Genomic DNA, 15,664 nt, shown 5'->3' with positions numbered 1-15,664 from the left:
CGGCCGTGGACATCGGGCGCGTCGGAGTGTGGCATCCCATGATCAGCAAGGCCCCCGCAGAGGAGGCGCGCCGGGCGGCGGCCACGATCGAGTCGCTGGGCTACGGCTCGCTCTGGGTCAACGAGGGCTTGGGCAGCAAGGAGCCGCTCGTCATGTCCGCCGTCCTGCTGGCGGCCACCCGGCGCATCGCGGTCGGCACCGGCATCGCCAATCTCTGGGTGCGCGACGCCACGGCCATGGCCGCGGGCGCGGCCGCGCTGGGCGACGCCTTCCCCGACCGGTTCCTGCTGGGCATAGGGGTCAGCCATGCCCCCCTGGTCACCGGCCGCGGCCACGACTACGCCAGGCCCCTGGCCGCGATGCGCACCTACCTGGAGGCCATGGACCAGGCCGACCAGACGCTGCCCGTGCCCCCGACCCCGGCCCCCCGGATCCTGGCCGCGCTGAGGCCCAAGATGTTGGAGCTCTCCAGGGACCTGGCGGACGGCGCCCACAGCTACTTCGTGCCGCCGGAGCACACCGCGCAGGCCCGCCGGATCCTCGGCACGGGCCCGCTCCTGATCCCCGAGCAGGCGGTCGTCCTGGAGTCCGACCCGGCCCGCGCCCGCGAGATCGCCCGCGCCCACATGTCCCACTACCTGACCCTGCCCAACTACCTCAACAACCTGCGCACGCTGGGCTTCACGGACGACGACTTCGCCGGCGGCGGCAGCGACCGCCTCGCGGACGCCATCGTGGCCTGGGGCGACGCCGACGCCATCACCGGGCGCGTGCGCGCCCACCTGGACGCGGGGGCCGACCACGTCGTCATCCAGCCCCTCTCCCCGGACACCCCGGACCTCGCCCACGCCCTGACCCAGCTGACCGACCTCGCCCAGCCCCTCGGCCTGTAACGCCCATGGGGGCGTTTGACCTCGAGTGGGCTCCAACTCGTAGCGTGAGTCGCATGACAACGCCACAACACAAGATCGGGTCGGGATTCGGGGCCAGGAGCACCGCGGACGACGTGCTCCACGGCATCGACCTCTCAGGAAAGCTGGCGATCGTCACCGGTGGCTACTCGGGCATCGGCCTGGAGACCACACGGGCGCTCGCCCGAGCCGGAGCGCGCGTCGTGGTGCCCGCGCGCCGTCGTGAGGTCGCCGAGGAAGCGGTCGGGGGCATCGGCGGGGTCGAGGTCGACGAGCTCGACCTCGCCGATCTGGAGAGCGTACGGCGCTTCGCCGAGCGCTTCCTGGCCACCGGCCGCAGCGTCGAGATCGTCATCGCCAGCGCCGGGATCATGGCCTGCCCGGAGACGAGGGTCGGCCCCGGGTGGGAGGCGCAGTTCGCCACCAACCACCTGGGCCACTACGCGCTCGTCAACCGCCTCTGGCCGGCCGTCGCCCAGGGCCGGGGACGGGTCGTGTCCGTGTCGTCGGCGGGGCACCGGCACGCGGGCATCCGGTGGGACGACGTCCAGTTCGAGCGGGGCTACGACAAGTGGCAGGCCTACGGGCAGGCGAAGACCGCCAACGTCCTGTTCGCCGTCCAGCTCGACGCGCTCGGCCGGGACGCCGGGGTGCGGGCGTTCGCGCTGCACCCGGGCGCCATCCTCACGCCTCTGCAGCGCCACCTCCCCAAGGAGGAGATGGTCGCCGCGGGGTGGATCGACGAGGAGGGCAACGCCCTCGACCCCACGTTCAAGACCCCCGAGCAGGGCGCGGCCACCCAGGTGTGGGCGGCCACCTCGCCGCAGCTGGCGGGCATGGGCGGCGTCTACTGCGAGGATTGCGACATCGCCGAGCCGACCACGCAGGCCGCCGGGCCCGGGGTGCGCGACTATGCGATCGACCCGGAGCAGGCCGCTCGGCTGTGGGCGCTGTCCGCCGAGCTGACCGGGGTCAACGCCTTCGGCTAGCGCTTCATGGCGCCGTCGGCGATGGCGTCCGCGGCATCGGCGATGGCGACGCCGACGATCTCGAGGCGGCGCACCAGCTCCCGCGTCTTCAGCGCGTCCGCGGTCACCTCGCCCGAGAAGATGCGCGAGATCTCGTACTGGTACATCCGCCGGATCGACCCGCCCACCTTCTTCGCCTCCAGCGCGTCCTGGACCACGGCGGAGGGTCGGGAGGCGAGGTCGCGGACCGCTTTCTCCAGGGCTTCGATGCCGACGATGACCTGGTCGAGCAGGGGAGTGAAGCGGATCTGGTCGGGGATCCGGTAGAGGTGGGACTCGCGGACGAAGTCCCGCAAGGAGTCCAGCACGTCGTCGATGGCGCGTGACAGGCGGAAGAGGTCCTCCGGGTCGATGGGGGTGACCAGGGCCGTCTTGAGCTCCTTGATGAGGGCGGCGCGCTCCTCGTCGCCGGTGTGCTCGATCGAGCGCATCTCCTCGTGCGCGCCCGTCCTGCCCACCTCGCCGCCGATCATGGCCATCGCCAGCCACGCGCCTTCCTTGGTGGCCCGTAGCTGGCCGAGCAGGGCCTCCGTGAGCGCGGTGTCCATGCGGCCGGTCATGAGGTTGCGGATGCGCCGCAGCCGCTTCATGGCCCCGCCGCCCTCGTGGAGCCGGGGCGGCACGGCACGAGGGGAGCCGTCCTCGAGGAGTGCTTCACGTTCACCGTCCCTTCATGAGAGTTCAACGCTCGCGATGCCCTTCACCAGCGCCGCCAGCCCCGCGCCCAGCAGGGCGCCGGCCGGCAGCGTCAGGAGCCAGGCCGCGACGATCTTGCCGGTGGCGTACCAGCGGACGCGGCCGCCGCCCTGTGCCACGCCCGCGCCGATGAGCCCGCCGGCGATGGCCTGGGTCATGCTCACCGGCATGCCCACGGCCGCGCAGGCGATCACCGCCGTGCCCGCGGCCAGCTCGGCCGCGACTCCGTGCGGAGGCCGGGAGGCGATGAGCTCGCGGCCCAGCGTGCGGCCCGCCCGGGGGAGCCCGTACATGGTGCCGAGCCCGAAGAGGACGGCCACCAGCGACGTGTACGGGAGCGGCGCGCCCGAGAAGCCGAGCACGATCATGAACACGGCCAGCATCTTCTGCCCGTCGTTGGCGGCGTAGGCGAGGCTCTGCAGCAGGAACCCCACCTGGTGCCAGCGCCGCAGCCCGTCGGCCGAGGTCGTGATCAGGAGCACCCGGACGAGCAGCCAGCCCAGCAGCCCGCCGGCGAAGGGCGCCGCCATCCCGAACGCCAGCACCAGCACCACCGAGCCGAGCGACACCGGCAGCCCCCAGCCCAGCCCCGCACCGGTGAGCCCGCCCACGACGGCGAGCGTGAGGCTGGTGGGCAGGCCCTTCATACTGAGCGCGGTCACCACGGCCAGCGCCGAGATCACCGCGACGGTCATCGCGATCTTGCCGCCCGGCGCCTGGAACGAGGCCAGCCTGGTCGTGAACGTCACCGCCACCTGATGCGTGACCAGCGGGACCACCGCCACCAGCACCACGAGCACGAGGATGCCGGTGGCCGGGCGCACCGAGGGCAGCTTGAGGCCGGTGGCGAGGAGGGCGCCCCCGTCGTTGACCCCGGACACGACGGCGAAGAGGCCGGCGACCACGATCAGTACGGCGACGTCCAAGAAGCGCGCTCCATCCCCGAGCCGCGAGACAACTCGGGGTTGCCCCTCCCGAATCCGCGTCTCCCCCTTTACTACCCGGGATCGCGTGGATGATGGAGGATCGGACGCGTAACGTGTGTCAGGTACTCTCTGTGATGGTCACCGGCCAGGATCAGCCCCGCGGTGGCCGACGATCCCACGCCCGCGAGAGTGAAGGCATGACCAGCCCCGCCGAATACATCCTGACGCTGTCCTGCCCCGACCGGCCCGGTGTGGTGGCCGCCGTCTCCGGCCTGCTGGCCCGGCACGGATGCAACATCATCGAGAGCCAGCAGTTCGGCGACCGGGTCGGGCAGCGCTTCTTCATGCGTGTCCAGTTCGCGGGGCCGTTGGGCGAGGACGAGCTCAACAGTGCCTTCGCGGCGCTCGCGCCGGACTTCGCCATGGAGTTCCAGGTGCGCGACGTGGCCAGGAAGCCGCGGGTGCTGATCATGGTCAGCAAGTTCGACCACTGCCTCAACGACCTGCTCTACCGCGTCAGGTCCAAGGCCCTGGACATCGAGATCGTCGCGGTCGTCTCCAACCATCCCGACCTGCGGCCGCTCACCCAGTCCAACGGGATCGACTACCACCACCTGCCGGTCACGCCCGAGACCAAGGCGCGGCAGGAGGCCGAGGTGCTGGCGCTGGTGGAGCACTACCAGGTGGACCTGGTGGTGCTGGCCCGCTACATGCAGGTGCTCTCGGCCGAGCTGTGCGAGAAGCTGGCCGGGCGGGCGATCAACATCCACCACTCGTTCCTGCCGTCGTTCAAGGGCGCCAAGCCGTACCACCAGGCCCACAACCGCGGCGTCAAGCTGATCGGCGCCACGGCCCACTACGTGACCTCCGACCTGGACGAGGGGCCGATCATCGAGCAGGAGGTGGCCCGGGTCAACCACAGCCACTCCGCCGAGGACCTGGTGGCGATCGGGCGCGACGTGGAGTGCCTGGCCCTGGCCAGGGCGGTCAAGTGGCACGCCGAGCAGCGGGTCCTGCTGGACGGGCACAAGACGATCGTCTTCCCGCGCTAGCCGGGCCGGACTCCGGGGCGGTGCTGGGGTGGCCTCGACCATGGCCGGCCCCAGCGCGCTCATGCCGTCGAGGCTACAGACCGGTGTGCCGGGCGAGGAAGGTCAGCGAGTCGGCCGACAGGTCGACCGACCTGCTCACCGACCGCGCGCCGTGCCCCACCTCGGTCTCGTTGCGCAGCAGCACCGGGCGGTCGCCGGTCGAGGCGTGCTGCAGCGCCGCGCACATCTTCCACGCGTGCAGCGGGTGCACGCGCGTGTCGGACTGGAAGACGGTGAAGAGCGTCGCGGGATAGTTCACCGACTCCTGGACGTGGTGGTAGGGCGAGTAGCCCAGCAGCCAGCCGAACTGCTCGGGGTCCTCGACGGTGCCGTATTCGACGTTCCAGGTGGCGCCGAGCCCGAACTGCTCGTACCTGACCATGTCGAGCAGCGGCGCCGAGCAGACCACGGCCGCGTACAGCTCGGGCCGCTGCGTCAGCGCGGCGCCCACCAGCAGGCCGCCGTTGGAGCCGCCGGAGATGCCGAGCTGCTCGGGCGTGGTCACCCCGGTGGCGATGAGGTGCTCGGCCGCCGCGTGGAAGTCGTCGAACACGTTCTGCTTGTTGCCGAGCATGCCCGCGCGGTGCCACTCCTCGCCCTCCTCGCCGCCGCCGCGCAGGTTGGCGATGGCGTAGACGCCGCCGGCCTCGACCCAGGTCAGGATCGACGCCGAGTAGCCGGGGGTCATCGACAGGCCGAAGCCGCCGTAGCCGTACAGGATGGTGGGGCGCGGCCCCGGCGTGTCGTCGTCGGGAGAGATGATCAGCATGCGGACGTCGGTGCCGTCCTTCGACCGGTAGACGACCTGCGAGGTGCGCACCGCGGGCACCTCGACCGCGCCCGGGGAGGCGGCCCAGAGCGTGGTCTCGCCCGTCCTGGCGTCGTAGCGCTGGACGGAGGGCGGCCTGGTGTTGTCGGTGTAGACGAACCACGCCTCGTGGCCACCCTCGGGACGCTCGGCGAGGCTCCCGATGGAGCCGAGCCCCGGCGTGGGCACCTCGCCGACGCGCTCGCCGGTCTCCAGGTCGTGGACGGTGATCTCGCTGATCGCGTGGCGGGTCCAGCCCACCAGCATGACCGGGCGCTCCAGGTCGTCGAGGATCGCGAAGTCGTTCAGCACCGCCTCGGGGTCCTCGGGGATGAGGTCGCGCCAGGTCTCGAAGCCCGGCTCGGCCGGGTCGGTGACGCACACCCGGGCCCTGGGCGCGTCGCGGTCGGTGTGGACGTAGAGCCTGCCGTCGCGGCCGAACACCAGCCCCGCCTGCGCGTCCACGCCCTCCTGCACGACCCGCAGCTCCGGCCGGTCGGCCGGGGACGCGGTCAGGTCGGCCACCCAGAGGTCGTTGCGCGGCGCGGTGCCCTCGTGCGCCGAGACCTGCAGCCAGCGGCCGTCACGCGAGACCGAGACGCCGTAGTAGTTGGTCATCTTCAGCCCCTGGCCGAAGATCATCGCGTCGTCCTCGGTGGAGGTGCCGACGCGGTGCAGGTAGACGCGGCGGTGGAACTGCGCCTCGTTCTCCGGCACCTCGGTGCTGGGCAGCCTGCGGACGTAGTAGTACGCCTCCCCGCCGGGCAGCCACGCGATGGGGGAGTAGCGGCAGCGGTCGATGGGCCCCTCGACCCGCTCGCCCGTGGTGACGTCGATGACGTAGAGGATCGACTCCTCGTTGCCGCCCACGGAGATCTGGTACGCCAGCAGGCGCCCCTCCTTGTCGGGCTGCACGGCGTCGAGCGTGGTCAACCCCGACGGGTCGATCGCCATCGGGTCGATCAGCGCCCGCTCGGTCCCGTCGGGCTCGACGACGTAGTAGACGGCGTGCTCCTGGTCGGGCGTGCGGCGGCTGAAGAAGTGGCGGCCACCGCGCCAGGCCGGCGCGCCGACCGAGCCGGACCTGAGCAGCTCGGCGATGCGGCTCTTGAACCGCTGCGGCCCGCTGCCCCTGCTGAAGAGGTCGGCCTGGCCGAGCAACCACCCCTTCGTTTCTGGACTGTCGGGATCCTCCAGCCATCGATAAGGATCTGGGACGGGCGTGCCGTGCAGGGTGTCGACGGTGTCTTCGCGGCGTGCGGTCGGGTACGGCTCCAGCTTCATGTTGGGAACCCTACTGCCAAAGGAACATGCGTAAAGCGCTGGTGAAGCGGGCATAAAACGTAATGTGTGTCCCTCTGGTCCATTCCGGTTGGAGGATTTTTGGGGTGGCGGGGACCACGGTGCAAACGCCAGACTTGGTGACAGGACGGTGCCGTGGTGACCATCCGCTGGACCGTCCGGCGGAGGTCCACGTGACGGAAGCACAAGTGCCCCAGGAGGGGCCGACAGCCGGGACATGCCGTGGCATGTCCCCTTTGATACGCGCGCAGCAGGGAGAGGCTCCATGACGCGCCAGGTCCTGCTGCTGAATGCCACCTACGAACCGCTGACCACCCTTTCCCTGCACCGGGCCGTCGTGCTGGTGCTGCGGGAGAAGGCCGACGTCGTCCACCGTGACGGCAGGGGCGCGGTGCTGCGCTCCGCCAGCCACACGCTCGACGTCCCCTCGGTGATCAGGCTGAGAAGATATGTCCGCATCCCCTACCGGTCCCGCATCCCGCTGACCAGGGCCGCCCTCATGAGGCGCGACGACTACCGCTGCGCCTACTGCGGGCAACGGGCCGAGACCATCGACCACGTCATCCCGCGGTCCAGAGGCGGCACCCACACCTGGGAAAACTGTGTCGCCTCCTGCACCACCTGCAACCACAGGAAGGCCGACAAGTACCTCGAGGAGCTGGGCTGGACGCTGCGCTTCAGCCCGGCGGTGCCACGGGGCGCTCACTGGAGGCTCATCGGCGCGTCGCTGATCGGAGACCCCCAATGGGCGCCCTACCTCGAGGCCGCGGCCTGAGATATCGCTTTGTAAGGGGTGGCCACCGCCTGACACCATGAGCAGGCATGTGGACCTTCACCTCAGATGTTGAGGAGTACGCCGCGGTCGCCGAGCCGTTCCTGCTCGGCGACCCGGTGCGCAACACGGTCGCGCTGACCGTCCTGGCCAACCTGCGCGCCGGCATGCCCGCGAAGGGTCCCCGGTTCGGCTGGTGGACGGCCGACGGCGAGGTTCGGGGCGCGGTCTTCCACACCCCGCCGCACCCGCTCGGGCTCGCCGACATGCCCCTGGAGGCCGTCGCGCCGCTCCTGGCCGCGCTCGGCGACCCCGCCGAGGTCGTGGGCAGGGTGGAGCTGACCTCCGAGGTCAAGCGGCTGCTGGGCGAGCCTGGGCGGCTGGTGCCCGAGCGGCTCTACCGCTTGGGGGCGCTCGCCGTCCCCGGCACGCCCGGGCGCGGCAGGCTCGCCGCCCCGGCCGACTTCCCGCTGCTGGTCAGCTGGTACCACGCGTTCGCCGAAGAGGTGCGGATGGGCATGGGCGACGACGTGGTCGAGGTGGTCGCGCGGCGGCTGGCGGCCCGCGAGCTGTTCGTGTGGGAGGCGGGTGAGGCGCCGGTCTCGCTGGCCGCGCTCTCCCCGGCGGTCGGCGGGGTCTGCCGCATCGGTCCCGTCTACACGCCGCCCTCGTGCCGCAGGAACGGCTACGGCGCCGCGGTCACCGCGTACGCCAGCCAGGTCGGCCTGGCCGAGCGCTGCGACCAGGTGGTGCTCTTCACCGACCTGGGCAACCCGACGAGCAACGCCGTCTACCAGTCGATCGGCTATGTGCCCGTGTCCGACTACGAGCACATGACCTACGATGGCCCGCGCTCAGCGGGCCATCGCAGCTAGCACAGTGTGCGGCTACGCTTAGGCCATGCCGCGTTACGACTTCCGCTGCCGCGCCTGCGGCTCCACGTTCGAGGTCTCCCGTCCCATGTCGGCCTCCGACGATCCGGCCACCTGCCCCGACGGCCACGCCGACACGGTGAAGCTGCTGTCCACGGTGTCGATGACGGGCGCCGCCGCCGCTCCCCGGGCGAGCGGCGGCGGTGGCGGCTGCTGCGGCGGAGGATGCTGCTCCTAGCACGGCCTGGAAGGGCCTAGAACACCTGGGCGGCGGTGAAGGTCGCCTGCGAACGCGTCAGCTCCTCCACCGCCAGCTCGGCGAGCCGCTCGACCGTGGCGATCCCCGTCTCCATCGTGGGGCTGCGCTCCGACAGCACCGCGATGAGCAGGTCGTGCCCGTCCACGCCGAGCCGGCCCACGCTGTTGATCGTCCACAGCCCGTCGTGCGCGTCCACGGGCAGCCAGCCGTTCTTGAGCGCCACGTCGCCCCCTGCCGCGCTGACCCCCCACGCCTGCGACGGCTCGACGGACGACATGAGCTTCAGCGCGTAGCGCCGGTCGGAGGCCGGCAGCGGCCCCTCGGGGTCCGTGAGCCACTCCAGCACCCTGACCTGGTCGGACGGCCGGCTGCGGGTCGTCCCCCAGTAGAGCCCGGGCCCCGGCCACGTGTGCTCGACGCCGAGGCGGCGCAGGGCCCTGGTGAGCCCCTTCTGGCCGCCGACCGTCAGGTAGAGCTCGTGCGCGCAGTCGTTGTCGCTCTCGCGGATCATCTTGGAGGTCAGCGTGCGCTCGTACGCGCTCAGCTCGCCCTGCTTGCCCAGCAGGAACGCCAGCAGGATGTCCACCTTCGCCACGCTGGCCAGCACGAACGGCGTGCGCTCGCGGTAGGAGTATCTGGCGCCGGTCGTGCGGTCGTAGACGGCCAGCGCCGCGCGCCCGGGGCGGTCGCGCAGGTAGCGGTCCAGCGTGCGGTCGAGAGCGCGCTGCGCGGCAACTGGCAGCGCGCTCTCGACGACCACCCCGCCCGGCTGCCCGAAGGAGGCGGCCTGGGGCGGGACGACGGTTGACGGGTTTGCACAACCGGCCACGGCCAGCAGGGCAACGACGAGCGAGATCCCCCGAACGCGCATGTGCGGGAGCCTGCCAGCCGCCACCCCAAAGGCCGGGGGCGCGGAGGGTCAAACGCCGGTCAGTTTCCTAGGCGGCCCTGGGGCGCTTGCGGCGCTGGAACGGGAGGAACCGGTCGGCCAGGTGCGGACGGGACGGCGTGAGCGTGGGCTCGACCGCGATGATCCGGTCGAAGCGGAACGCCCTGATCGCCCGGCGCATCCTGCACACGCCGACCAGATACCAGTATTCGCGGTGGACCAGGCACGTCACCGGCTCGACCTCGCGCGAGGTGACGATGCCGGAGGCGTCGCGGTAGTGGAGGCGGATCATGAGGCGGCTGGTGATGGCGTCGGCCATGAGCCTGGCTCTGGAGGCGACCTCGACGGGCAGCGGCTCGGTCAGAGTCGTGAGCGTGGTGGCGATGACGTCGTCGTCGAGCTCCAGGTGCTCGAGTGCGTGTTGCAGGCCACGCCGTGCGATGACGGCCTGCGGGCCCGCTCCGAGATGAGCGAGGGAGAGGGCGAGGGCGGCGATCTCGGCGGTCGTCAGCGGGCGAGTATCGTGCTTCACGACTGTCGTCATACCCCAATATTAGAGACGACGACCGACATTTTTCGAAAACCTGTGCGGCAGGCAAGGTCCTTGTCACCTGCCGCACAGGGCTTCCTTACTAAGTCACCGCGACAGCTGGGACAGGTCGCGCGAGGCGCCCGTGGACGCGGACGTGGTCATCGCCGCGTACGCCTGCAGCGCAGCGCTCACCGGCCGGTTGCGCTCGCGCGGCCGATATCCGCCCAGGTCGGCCAGGAGCCGCTCGCGCCGCGCGGCCAGCTCGGCCTCGGGCACCCGCAGCTCCATCGACCGGTTGGGGATGTCGATGTCGATGATGTCACCGTCCTCGACCAGCGCGATCGCGCCGCCCTCGGCGGCCTCGGGCGAGGCGTGGCCGATGGACAGGCCGGAGGTGCCGCCGGAGAAGCGGCCGTCGGTGACCAGCGCGCAGGCCTTGCCGAGCCCCTTGCCCTTGAGGAAGGACGTCGGGTAGAGCATCTCCTGCATGCCGGGACCGCCCTTGGGGCCCTCGTAGCGGATGACCACCACGTCGCCCTCCTTGACGCGCCCGCCGAGGATGCCCTCGACCGCGTCGTCCTGCGACTCGAACACCACCGCGGGCCCGCTGAACTTCCAGATCGACTCGTCCACGCCGGCCGTCTTCACCACCGCGCCGTCGCGCGAGATGTTGCCGTAGAGGACGGCCAGGCCGCCGTCCGCGGTGTAGGCGTGCTCCAGGTCGCGGATGCACCCGGCCGCGCGGTCGAGGTCGAGGTCGTCCCAGCGGTTGTCCTGCGAGTACGCCTTGACCGTGCGCACGTTGCCGGGGGCCGCGTGCCAGAGCTCGACGGCCTCGGGCAGCACCGTCGGCGACTTGGCGTCCCAGGCGGCCAGCATGTCGGCCAGGGAGCCGCCGTTCACGGTGGGCACGTCGCGGTGCAGCAGCCCGGCCCGATCGAGCTCGCCCAGGATGCCGGGGATGCCGCCGGCGCGGTGGACGTCCTCGATGTGGTACTTGTCCGTGGCCGGGGCGACCTTGCAGACGCACGGCACCCGCAGCGAGATCTCGTTGATCTCCTTGAGCCCGAAGTCGACGCCGGCCTCGCGGGCGGCGGCCAGGATGTGCAGGATCGTGTTGGTCGAGCCGCCCATCGCGACGTCGAGCGTCATGGCGTTCTCGAACGCCTCGCGGGTGGCGATCGCGCGCGGCAGCACCGACGCGTCGTCGTCCTCGTAGTAGCGGCGGGTGATCTCTACGAGCTGGCGGCCCGCGTCCTCGAACAGCTTCTTGCGCGCCTTGTGCGTGGCCAGGATCGTGCCGTTGCCGGGCAGCGCGAGGCCGATGGCCTCGGCCAGGCAGTTCATGGAGTTGGCGGTGAACATGCCGGAGCACGAGCCGCAGGTCGGGCAGGCGCTCTCCTCCAGCTCCAGCAGCGCGGCGTCGGAGACGGAGTCGTCGGCGGAGGCGATCATCGGGTCGATCAGGTCGAGCTTCTTGCCCGGGATCTTGCCGGCCTCCATGGGCCCGCCGGAGACGAAGATCGTCGGAATGTTCAGCCTGAACGCGGCCAGCAGCATACCCGGCGTGATCTTGTCACAGTTGGAGACGCAGATCAGCGCGTCGGCGCAGTGGGCGTTGACCATGTACTCGACGGAGTCGGCGATCAGCTCGCGCGACGGGAGCGAGTAGAGCATGCCGCCGTGACCCATCGCGATGCCGTCGTCCACGGCGATCGTGTTGAACTCCCGCGGGATCGCCCCGGCCTCCCGGATCGCGGCCGACACCACCTCGCCGACGTCCTTGAGATGCACGTGACCCGGCACGAACTGGGTGTAGCTGTTGGCCACCGCGATGATCGGCTTGCCGAAGTCGCTCCCGGCTACGCCGGTCGCCCGGAGCAGGGCCCGGGCACCGGCCATGTTCCTGCCGTGGGTGACTGTACGTGACCTGAGGGCGGGCATTGCGCATCTCCCATCGCTAGCGAGTCTTCACATGTTACGGCCACTGCCCGGCAACTGAGACACGTGTCCACACATCGGACGGTTGGTTACCGGATCGAGCCCGAAAAAGCAGCCGTCCGCACCCGAACTCGTGTTACAGAGATCAGATGAGCAACGGGGCAGTCATGCTCGACGACCCCGCCAGGGTCGGCAACTTCATCCACACGATAGACCGCCTGTGCCGCAGACCGGCCAGGGGCGAGGGGGTCCAGGACTCGCCGCACGCCGCCAGGCAGCCGCGGCTGGCCAGGTGGCGAGGGGGAGAGGACAGGAAACAGCACGTCGAGCGGATGGGCATCCCGCTGGTCCAGCTGAGCGAGGCGGGGGCCTGGCCGGAGATCCTGGCGCCGCAGGACAGGCAGGCGACGCCCGTCATCTCGCGCGGGATCCCGCGCGCCCGGCCCGACATCCAGCCGGGCGAAGGGGTGCCGAAGATCCTCTCCCGGATCGTGTCCGCCCTGCGCGGCACGAGGCTGCGCTTCCCCCGCTATCAGCTGACCGCCCAGATCGTCGAGCGGCTGGCCGAGTCGCACGGCAAGGAGGACCAGGCCCGCCGCGTGCTGCGCGAGTCCGACCGCAACTGGGGGTGGGGCGTCGACACCGCCGGCAGGGGCGCCGAACACGTCCCCTTCCCGCTCAACCTGCTGCTCAACCTGTTACCCGGCTTCCTGCACGACCTGCGGCTCAGCGGGCGCGTGCCCGGACTCGGCGGGCGGTTCCGGTGGCTGCGGCGCGCGCTGTCGGACGACGCCCCCAAGGCGCCCGGCGTCGCCGCCCTGCTGGCCGGCCTGGACCCCGCCGACGAGCCGGGCGTCGCGCGGCTGCTGCTGCGCGCGTTCATGGACGACCTGAGCGGGCAGTACCGGCGCTCCCCGCTGCACGTGCGGGGCGCGGGCCACGTCTTCTACCCGCTCCTGCTGCTCAACGAGCACGGCGAGGCGCTCGTCGAGCTCCTCGAGGAGCGGCGCGCGGACCTCGGCAGGTTCGATCCGGTCGTGGTGGTCTCCTGCACGCCGGACGCCGTGCTCCTGGAGGACGACGATGAGCCGCTGTGGCGGCTCATCCGCTGGCGCCGCGAGCTGGTCACGGCCGAGGACCGCGACGCCTGGCGGCGGGTGCTGGACACGCCGCTCACCATCTCGGCCCCGCCCGTGCCCGCCGACCTCACCAGGTACGACGTCGCCGACCCCGCGTGGGTGCCGCCCGCCCGCGTGGCGCCGTGGTGGTCGTCCTGGACGGCCATCGCGCTGTTCTGGATGGCCCTGGCGGGCGCCGTCGGCGCGTACGCGGGCCAGACCGCCGCCTGGCACCGCAACGCCTGCGCCACCGGCCTGTGGACGCCGTGGACGGAGAGCGGCAGGCAGCTGGCCGGCACCGAGTGCGTGGGCGTGGCCGAGCCCGACTACCTGTTCTCGCCGGGCAACGCCGAGATGCGGCAGGTCCAGGCGGTGCTCCAGCAGGAGAACGAGCGGGCCGCGAAGCTGCACGAGGGCAGCGACCGGCCGTACGTGACGATCGCCTACCTCGCGGCTCTCACCTCCACGGACCGGGACGCGCTGGCCGCCGCCCGCGAGGGCCTGGCGGGCGTCGCCATCGCGCAGCGGCGGCAGAACAACTCCGCCGGCGCCAGCGAGCCGCTGGTGCGCATCCTCCTGGCGAACGCGGGCGGCAGGATGCAGCACGGTTCGAGCATCGCCCGGCTGCTGCTGCGCTACCGCGACGAGGAGGCGCCCATCGTGGGCGTGGTGGGCCTGGACCAGAGCCGCCAGGAGACCGTCGCGGCCATCCAGGAGCTGGGCAAGGCCGGGCTGCCCATGGTGGCCTCGACGCTGTCGGCCGACCGCCTCGTGAACGAGTCGCCGTTCTACTTCCAGGTCGCCCCGCAGAACTCCCGCCAGGCGTGGATGGCGGCCGCCTTCGCCGACTCGCTGGTCAAGAAGGGCGAGGTGAAGCGGCGGGCCCGGGTCTACTACTCGCACGACGTGACCGACTACTACGCCTCCAACCTCAGGGCCCGGGTCGTCGCCCGGCTGGAGGAGCGCGGGTTCGCGGTGGAGGGGCTCAGGTTCACGCCCGTCGGCGGGGGCAAGCCGGGCCCCGACGACCGCAGCGACGACGCCTACGCGGGGGAGCCCAGGGACGCGGGGGTGTCGGCGTGCGGGTTCGACGGGCTGGTGTACTTCGCCGGGCGCGGTATCCCCGACTTCGCCGAGTTCGTGAAGGGGGTGGCCGACAAGTGCGCGGACGCGCCGCCGACCATCCTCGGCGGCGACGACGTCACCAGGTACGCCGCGGACGTGCGCGTCAGGTCGGCCGTCAGCGGCGTGGGCTACTACTACGAGTCGTTCGCCGCCGCGCCGAACAAGTGCGGCGAGCCGCAGCGGCACGACTTCTACGCGGCCCTGTTCGCCACGTTCCCCTTCGAGTGCGAGGAGCCGGGGCCGGGGCGGACGCTGGACGGGCACGCCGCCCTGGCCTACGACGCCACGGAGACGATGATCACCGCCATCCGGCGGCTCGGCAAGGAGCGGCACCGCGTGCCGGTGAACTCGTACACCGTCTGGCGCCAGCTCGGCACGCTCTACACGCCCGACCAGAGCGGGCACGCCATCGAGGGCGCCACGGGCGCGCTCGACTTCGGCGCGGACTCGCCCCGGCAGTACCCCCTGGACAAGGCCGTGCTGATCCTGCACGCCAAGGGGGCCGAGCGGCCGACCCAGGTCGGCCTGTGCGGCGACGTCACCCGTGCCGGCCGGAGCGAGATCTTCCCGTGGTGCGCCTCGGTCCCGGAGATCTACCGCTAGGACGGCAGCCGTACGGCGGCGAGCTGGGTCGCCTGGGCCACCAGGCGGCCCTTGTCGTCCCAGACATGGGCCACCTCGTCCATCCGGTCGCCGCCGACGTCCGTGGCCGCCAGCCGCACCCTGATCGGCCCCGGAGCGGGCAGCCTGCGGATGTACGCCGAGAGCTGGATCGTCGGCACCCACCCGGACAGGCCCAGGTCGAACGAGACCGGCGGCACCGGGTCGAGCGCGACCAGCAGGCTCAGCGGGTCCCAGTCGGAGCCGTCCGCCAGCCGCTGCCAGCTCGCGATGACGCCGGCCCTGGTGGGGGCGCCGAACGCGAAGGACAGGTGCTCGGGGACGATGCGCTCCTCGACCACGGCCATCAGCGGCACCGTGAGGTCCGTGCCCGGAGGGTTGGTGGGGGCCAGGAAGCAGTCCTGCTCGGGCGGCAGCTCGACCGGCTCGTGCGAGGACCACCAGGGGCCGGTGTCGTCCAGCAGGCCGAGCGTGATGTGCGACTCGACGCGGACGCGGCCCTCCTGCAGCAGCGCGGCCCTGACCTGGGCCACGCTCCTGCCGACCCGCAGCGTCTCCACCCGGGCCACGGCCTCGCCGGGCTCGGGCGGCTCGATGAAGGAGCCGCTGACGGCCGTCACGTGCGGGTGGCCCGCGCCCGCCGGGCTCTCGCAGGCGGCCCTGGCGAGCACGGCCAGCAGGTAGCCGCCGTGCAGCCGGTTGCCGACGCTCCACTGGGCGTCCAGCACGGCCCCGAACTCGCCTTCGCCGCGACGGGTCAAGGCGGTCGCTTC

Annotated in this window: 14 protein-coding genes; 7 read left to right on the top strand and 7 right to left on the bottom strand. The window is 71.7% G+C overall.

Annotated elements, in window-relative coordinates:
• Window positions 1-5 precede the first annotated feature (5 nt).
• Window positions 6-893, top strand: a complete 888-nt coding sequence (locus tag H4W80_RS22760) for a TIGR03620 family F420-dependent LLM class oxidoreductase (RefSeq protein WP_192786945.1) — start codon at window positions 6-8, stop codon at window positions 891-893.
• A 53-nt stretch (window positions 894-946) separates the two neighbouring features.
• On the top strand, window positions 947-1,900 hold the full coding sequence (locus H4W80_RS22755) for an SDR family NAD(P)-dependent oxidoreductase (RefSeq protein ID WP_192786944.1): 954 nt from the start codon (window positions 947-949) through the stop codon (window positions 1,898-1,900).
• On the opposite strand, the gene H4W80_RS22750 is transcribed toward H4W80_RS22755, so the two are convergent.
• Window positions 1,897-2,562, bottom strand: coding sequence for a DUF47 domain-containing protein (locus tag H4W80_RS22750; protein WP_318787004.1), 666 nt, complete (start codon window positions 2,560-2,562; stop codon window positions 1,897-1,899). The genes H4W80_RS22755 and H4W80_RS22750 overlap by 4 nt on opposite strands.
• A 48-nt stretch (window positions 2,563-2,610) precedes the next feature.
• Window positions 2,611-3,561 carry an inorganic phosphate transporter gene (locus H4W80_RS22745; RefSeq protein WP_192786943.1) on the bottom strand — a complete coding sequence of 317 codons (951 nt, stop codon included), beginning with the start codon at window positions 3,559-3,561 and terminating at the stop codon, window positions 2,611-2,613.
• Window positions 3,562-3,758: 197 nt separating this feature from the next.
• Here H4W80_RS22745 and purU point away from each other — a divergent pair, with 197 nt between their 5' ends.
• Complete coding sequence (gene purU, locus H4W80_RS22740; RefSeq protein WP_192786942.1) at window positions 3,759-4,613, top strand: formyltetrahydrofolate deformylase; 855 nt, start codon at window positions 3,759-3,761, stop codon at window positions 4,611-4,613.
• A gap of 73 nt (window positions 4,614-4,686) precedes the next feature.
• On the opposite strand, the gene H4W80_RS22735 is transcribed toward purU, so the two are convergent.
• A complete protein-coding gene (locus H4W80_RS22735; RefSeq protein WP_192786941.1) occupies window positions 4,687-6,744 on the bottom strand; it encodes a prolyl oligopeptidase family serine peptidase in 2,058 nt (685 codons plus the stop codon).
• 283 nt (window positions 6,745-7,027) lie between these two features.
• Between H4W80_RS22735 and H4W80_RS22730 the strand changes: the two genes are divergently transcribed.
• The 3 genes from H4W80_RS22730 to H4W80_RS22720 are packed head-to-tail and all read left to right on the top strand — an operon-like array spanning window position 7,028 to window position 8,644.
• Complete coding sequence (locus H4W80_RS22730) at window positions 7,028-7,537, top strand: HNH endonuclease (RefSeq protein WP_192786940.1); 510 nt, start codon at window positions 7,028-7,030, stop codon at window positions 7,535-7,537.
• A 47-nt stretch (window positions 7,538-7,584) separates the two neighbouring features.
• Window positions 7,585-8,409: a GNAT family N-acetyltransferase gene (locus H4W80_RS22725; RefSeq protein ID WP_192786939.1), complete on the top strand. Its 825-nt coding sequence runs from the start codon at window positions 7,585-7,587 to the stop codon at window positions 8,407-8,409.
• 25 nt (window positions 8,410-8,434) lie between these two features.
• The gene (locus tag H4W80_RS22720; protein ID WP_192786938.1) at window positions 8,435-8,644 is read left to right on the top strand and encodes an FmdB family zinc ribbon protein; all 210 of its coding nucleotides are present in this window, start codon (window positions 8,435-8,437) and stop codon (window positions 8,642-8,644) included.
• A 16-nt stretch (window positions 8,645-8,660) separates the two neighbouring features.
• Here the strand turns inward: H4W80_RS22720 and H4W80_RS22715 are convergent, their stop codons facing one another.
• From H4W80_RS22715 to ilvD, 3 genes are all read right to left on the bottom strand, one after another.
• The gene (locus H4W80_RS22715) at window positions 8,661-9,536 is read right to left on the bottom strand and encodes a serine hydrolase (RefSeq protein ID WP_192786937.1); all 876 of its coding nucleotides are present in this window, start codon (window positions 9,534-9,536) and stop codon (window positions 8,661-8,663) included.
• A gap of 67 nt (window positions 9,537-9,603) precedes the next feature.
• The gene (locus tag H4W80_RS22710; RefSeq protein WP_192786936.1) at window positions 9,604-10,098 is read right to left on the bottom strand and encodes a helix-turn-helix transcriptional regulator; all 495 of its coding nucleotides are present in this window, start codon (window positions 10,096-10,098) and stop codon (window positions 9,604-9,606) included.
• 93 nt (window positions 10,099-10,191) lie between these two features.
• Window positions 10,192-12,030, bottom strand: a complete 1,839-nt coding sequence (ilvD, locus tag H4W80_RS22705; protein WP_192786935.1) for a dihydroxy-acid dehydratase — start codon at window positions 12,028-12,030, stop codon at window positions 10,192-10,194.
• Between the two features lie 146 nt (window positions 12,031-12,176).
• On the opposite strand from ilvD, the gene H4W80_RS22700 reads away from it, so the two are divergent.
• A complete protein-coding gene (locus H4W80_RS22700) occupies window positions 12,177-14,873 on the top strand; it encodes an ABC transporter substrate-binding protein (RefSeq protein WP_192786934.1) in 2,697 nt (898 codons plus the stop codon).
• Here H4W80_RS22700 and H4W80_RS22695 read toward each other — a convergent pair.
• The gene (locus H4W80_RS22695; protein WP_225963602.1) at window positions 14,870-15,652 is read right to left on the bottom strand and encodes a thioesterase family protein; all 783 of its coding nucleotides are present in this window, start codon (window positions 15,650-15,652) and stop codon (window positions 14,870-14,872) included. The two genes, H4W80_RS22700 and H4W80_RS22695, sit on opposite strands and share 4 nt — an antisense overlap.
• Window positions 15,653-15,664: the final 12 nt, after the last annotated feature.

The sequence above is a fragment of the Nonomuraea angiospora genome (assembly GCF_014873145.1).
Lineage (GTDB): Bacteria > Actinomycetota > Actinomycetes > Streptosporangiales > Streptosporangiaceae > Nonomuraea > Nonomuraea angiospora.
Note: the sequence above shows the minus strand (reverse complement) of the source record. Positions and strands in the feature narration are given on the sequence as shown.

Bases quoted from the DNA above. Each gene is read 5' to 3' on its own strand.
- H4W80_RS22755 (WP_192786944.1), top strand. From the start codon at position 947: ATGACAACGCCACAACACAAGATCGGGTCGGGATTCGGGGCCAGGAGC.
- purU (WP_192786942.1), top strand. From the start codon at position 3,759: ATGACCAGCCCCGCCGAATACATCCTGACGCTGTCCTGCCCCGACCGG.
- H4W80_RS22735 (WP_192786941.1), bottom strand. From the start codon at position 6,744: ATGAAGCTGGAGCCGTACCCGACCGCACGCCGCGAAGACACCGTCGAC.
- H4W80_RS22730 (WP_192786940.1), top strand. From the start codon at position 7,028: ATGACGCGCCAGGTCCTGCTGCTGAATGCCACCTACGAACCGCTGACC.
- H4W80_RS22725 (WP_192786939.1), top strand. From the start codon at position 7,585: ATGTGGACCTTCACCTCAGATGTTGAGGAGTACGCCGCGGTCGCCGAG.
- H4W80_RS22720 (WP_192786938.1), top strand. From the start codon at position 8,435: ATGCCGCGTTACGACTTCCGCTGCCGCGCCTGCGGCTCCACGTTCGAG.
- H4W80_RS22715 (WP_192786937.1), bottom strand. From the start codon at position 9,536: ATGCGCGTTCGGGGGATCTCGCTCGTCGTTGCCCTGCTGGCCGTGGCC.
- H4W80_RS22710 (WP_192786936.1), bottom strand. From the start codon at position 10,098: ATGACGACAGTCGTGAAGCACGATACTCGCCCGCTGACGACCGCCGAG.
- ilvD (WP_192786935.1), bottom strand. From the start codon at position 12,030: ATGCCCGCCCTCAGGTCACGTACAGTCACCCACGGCAGGAACATGGCC.
- H4W80_RS22700 (WP_192786934.1), top strand. From the start codon at position 12,177: ATGAGCAACGGGGCAGTCATGCTCGACGACCCCGCCAGGGTCGGCAAC.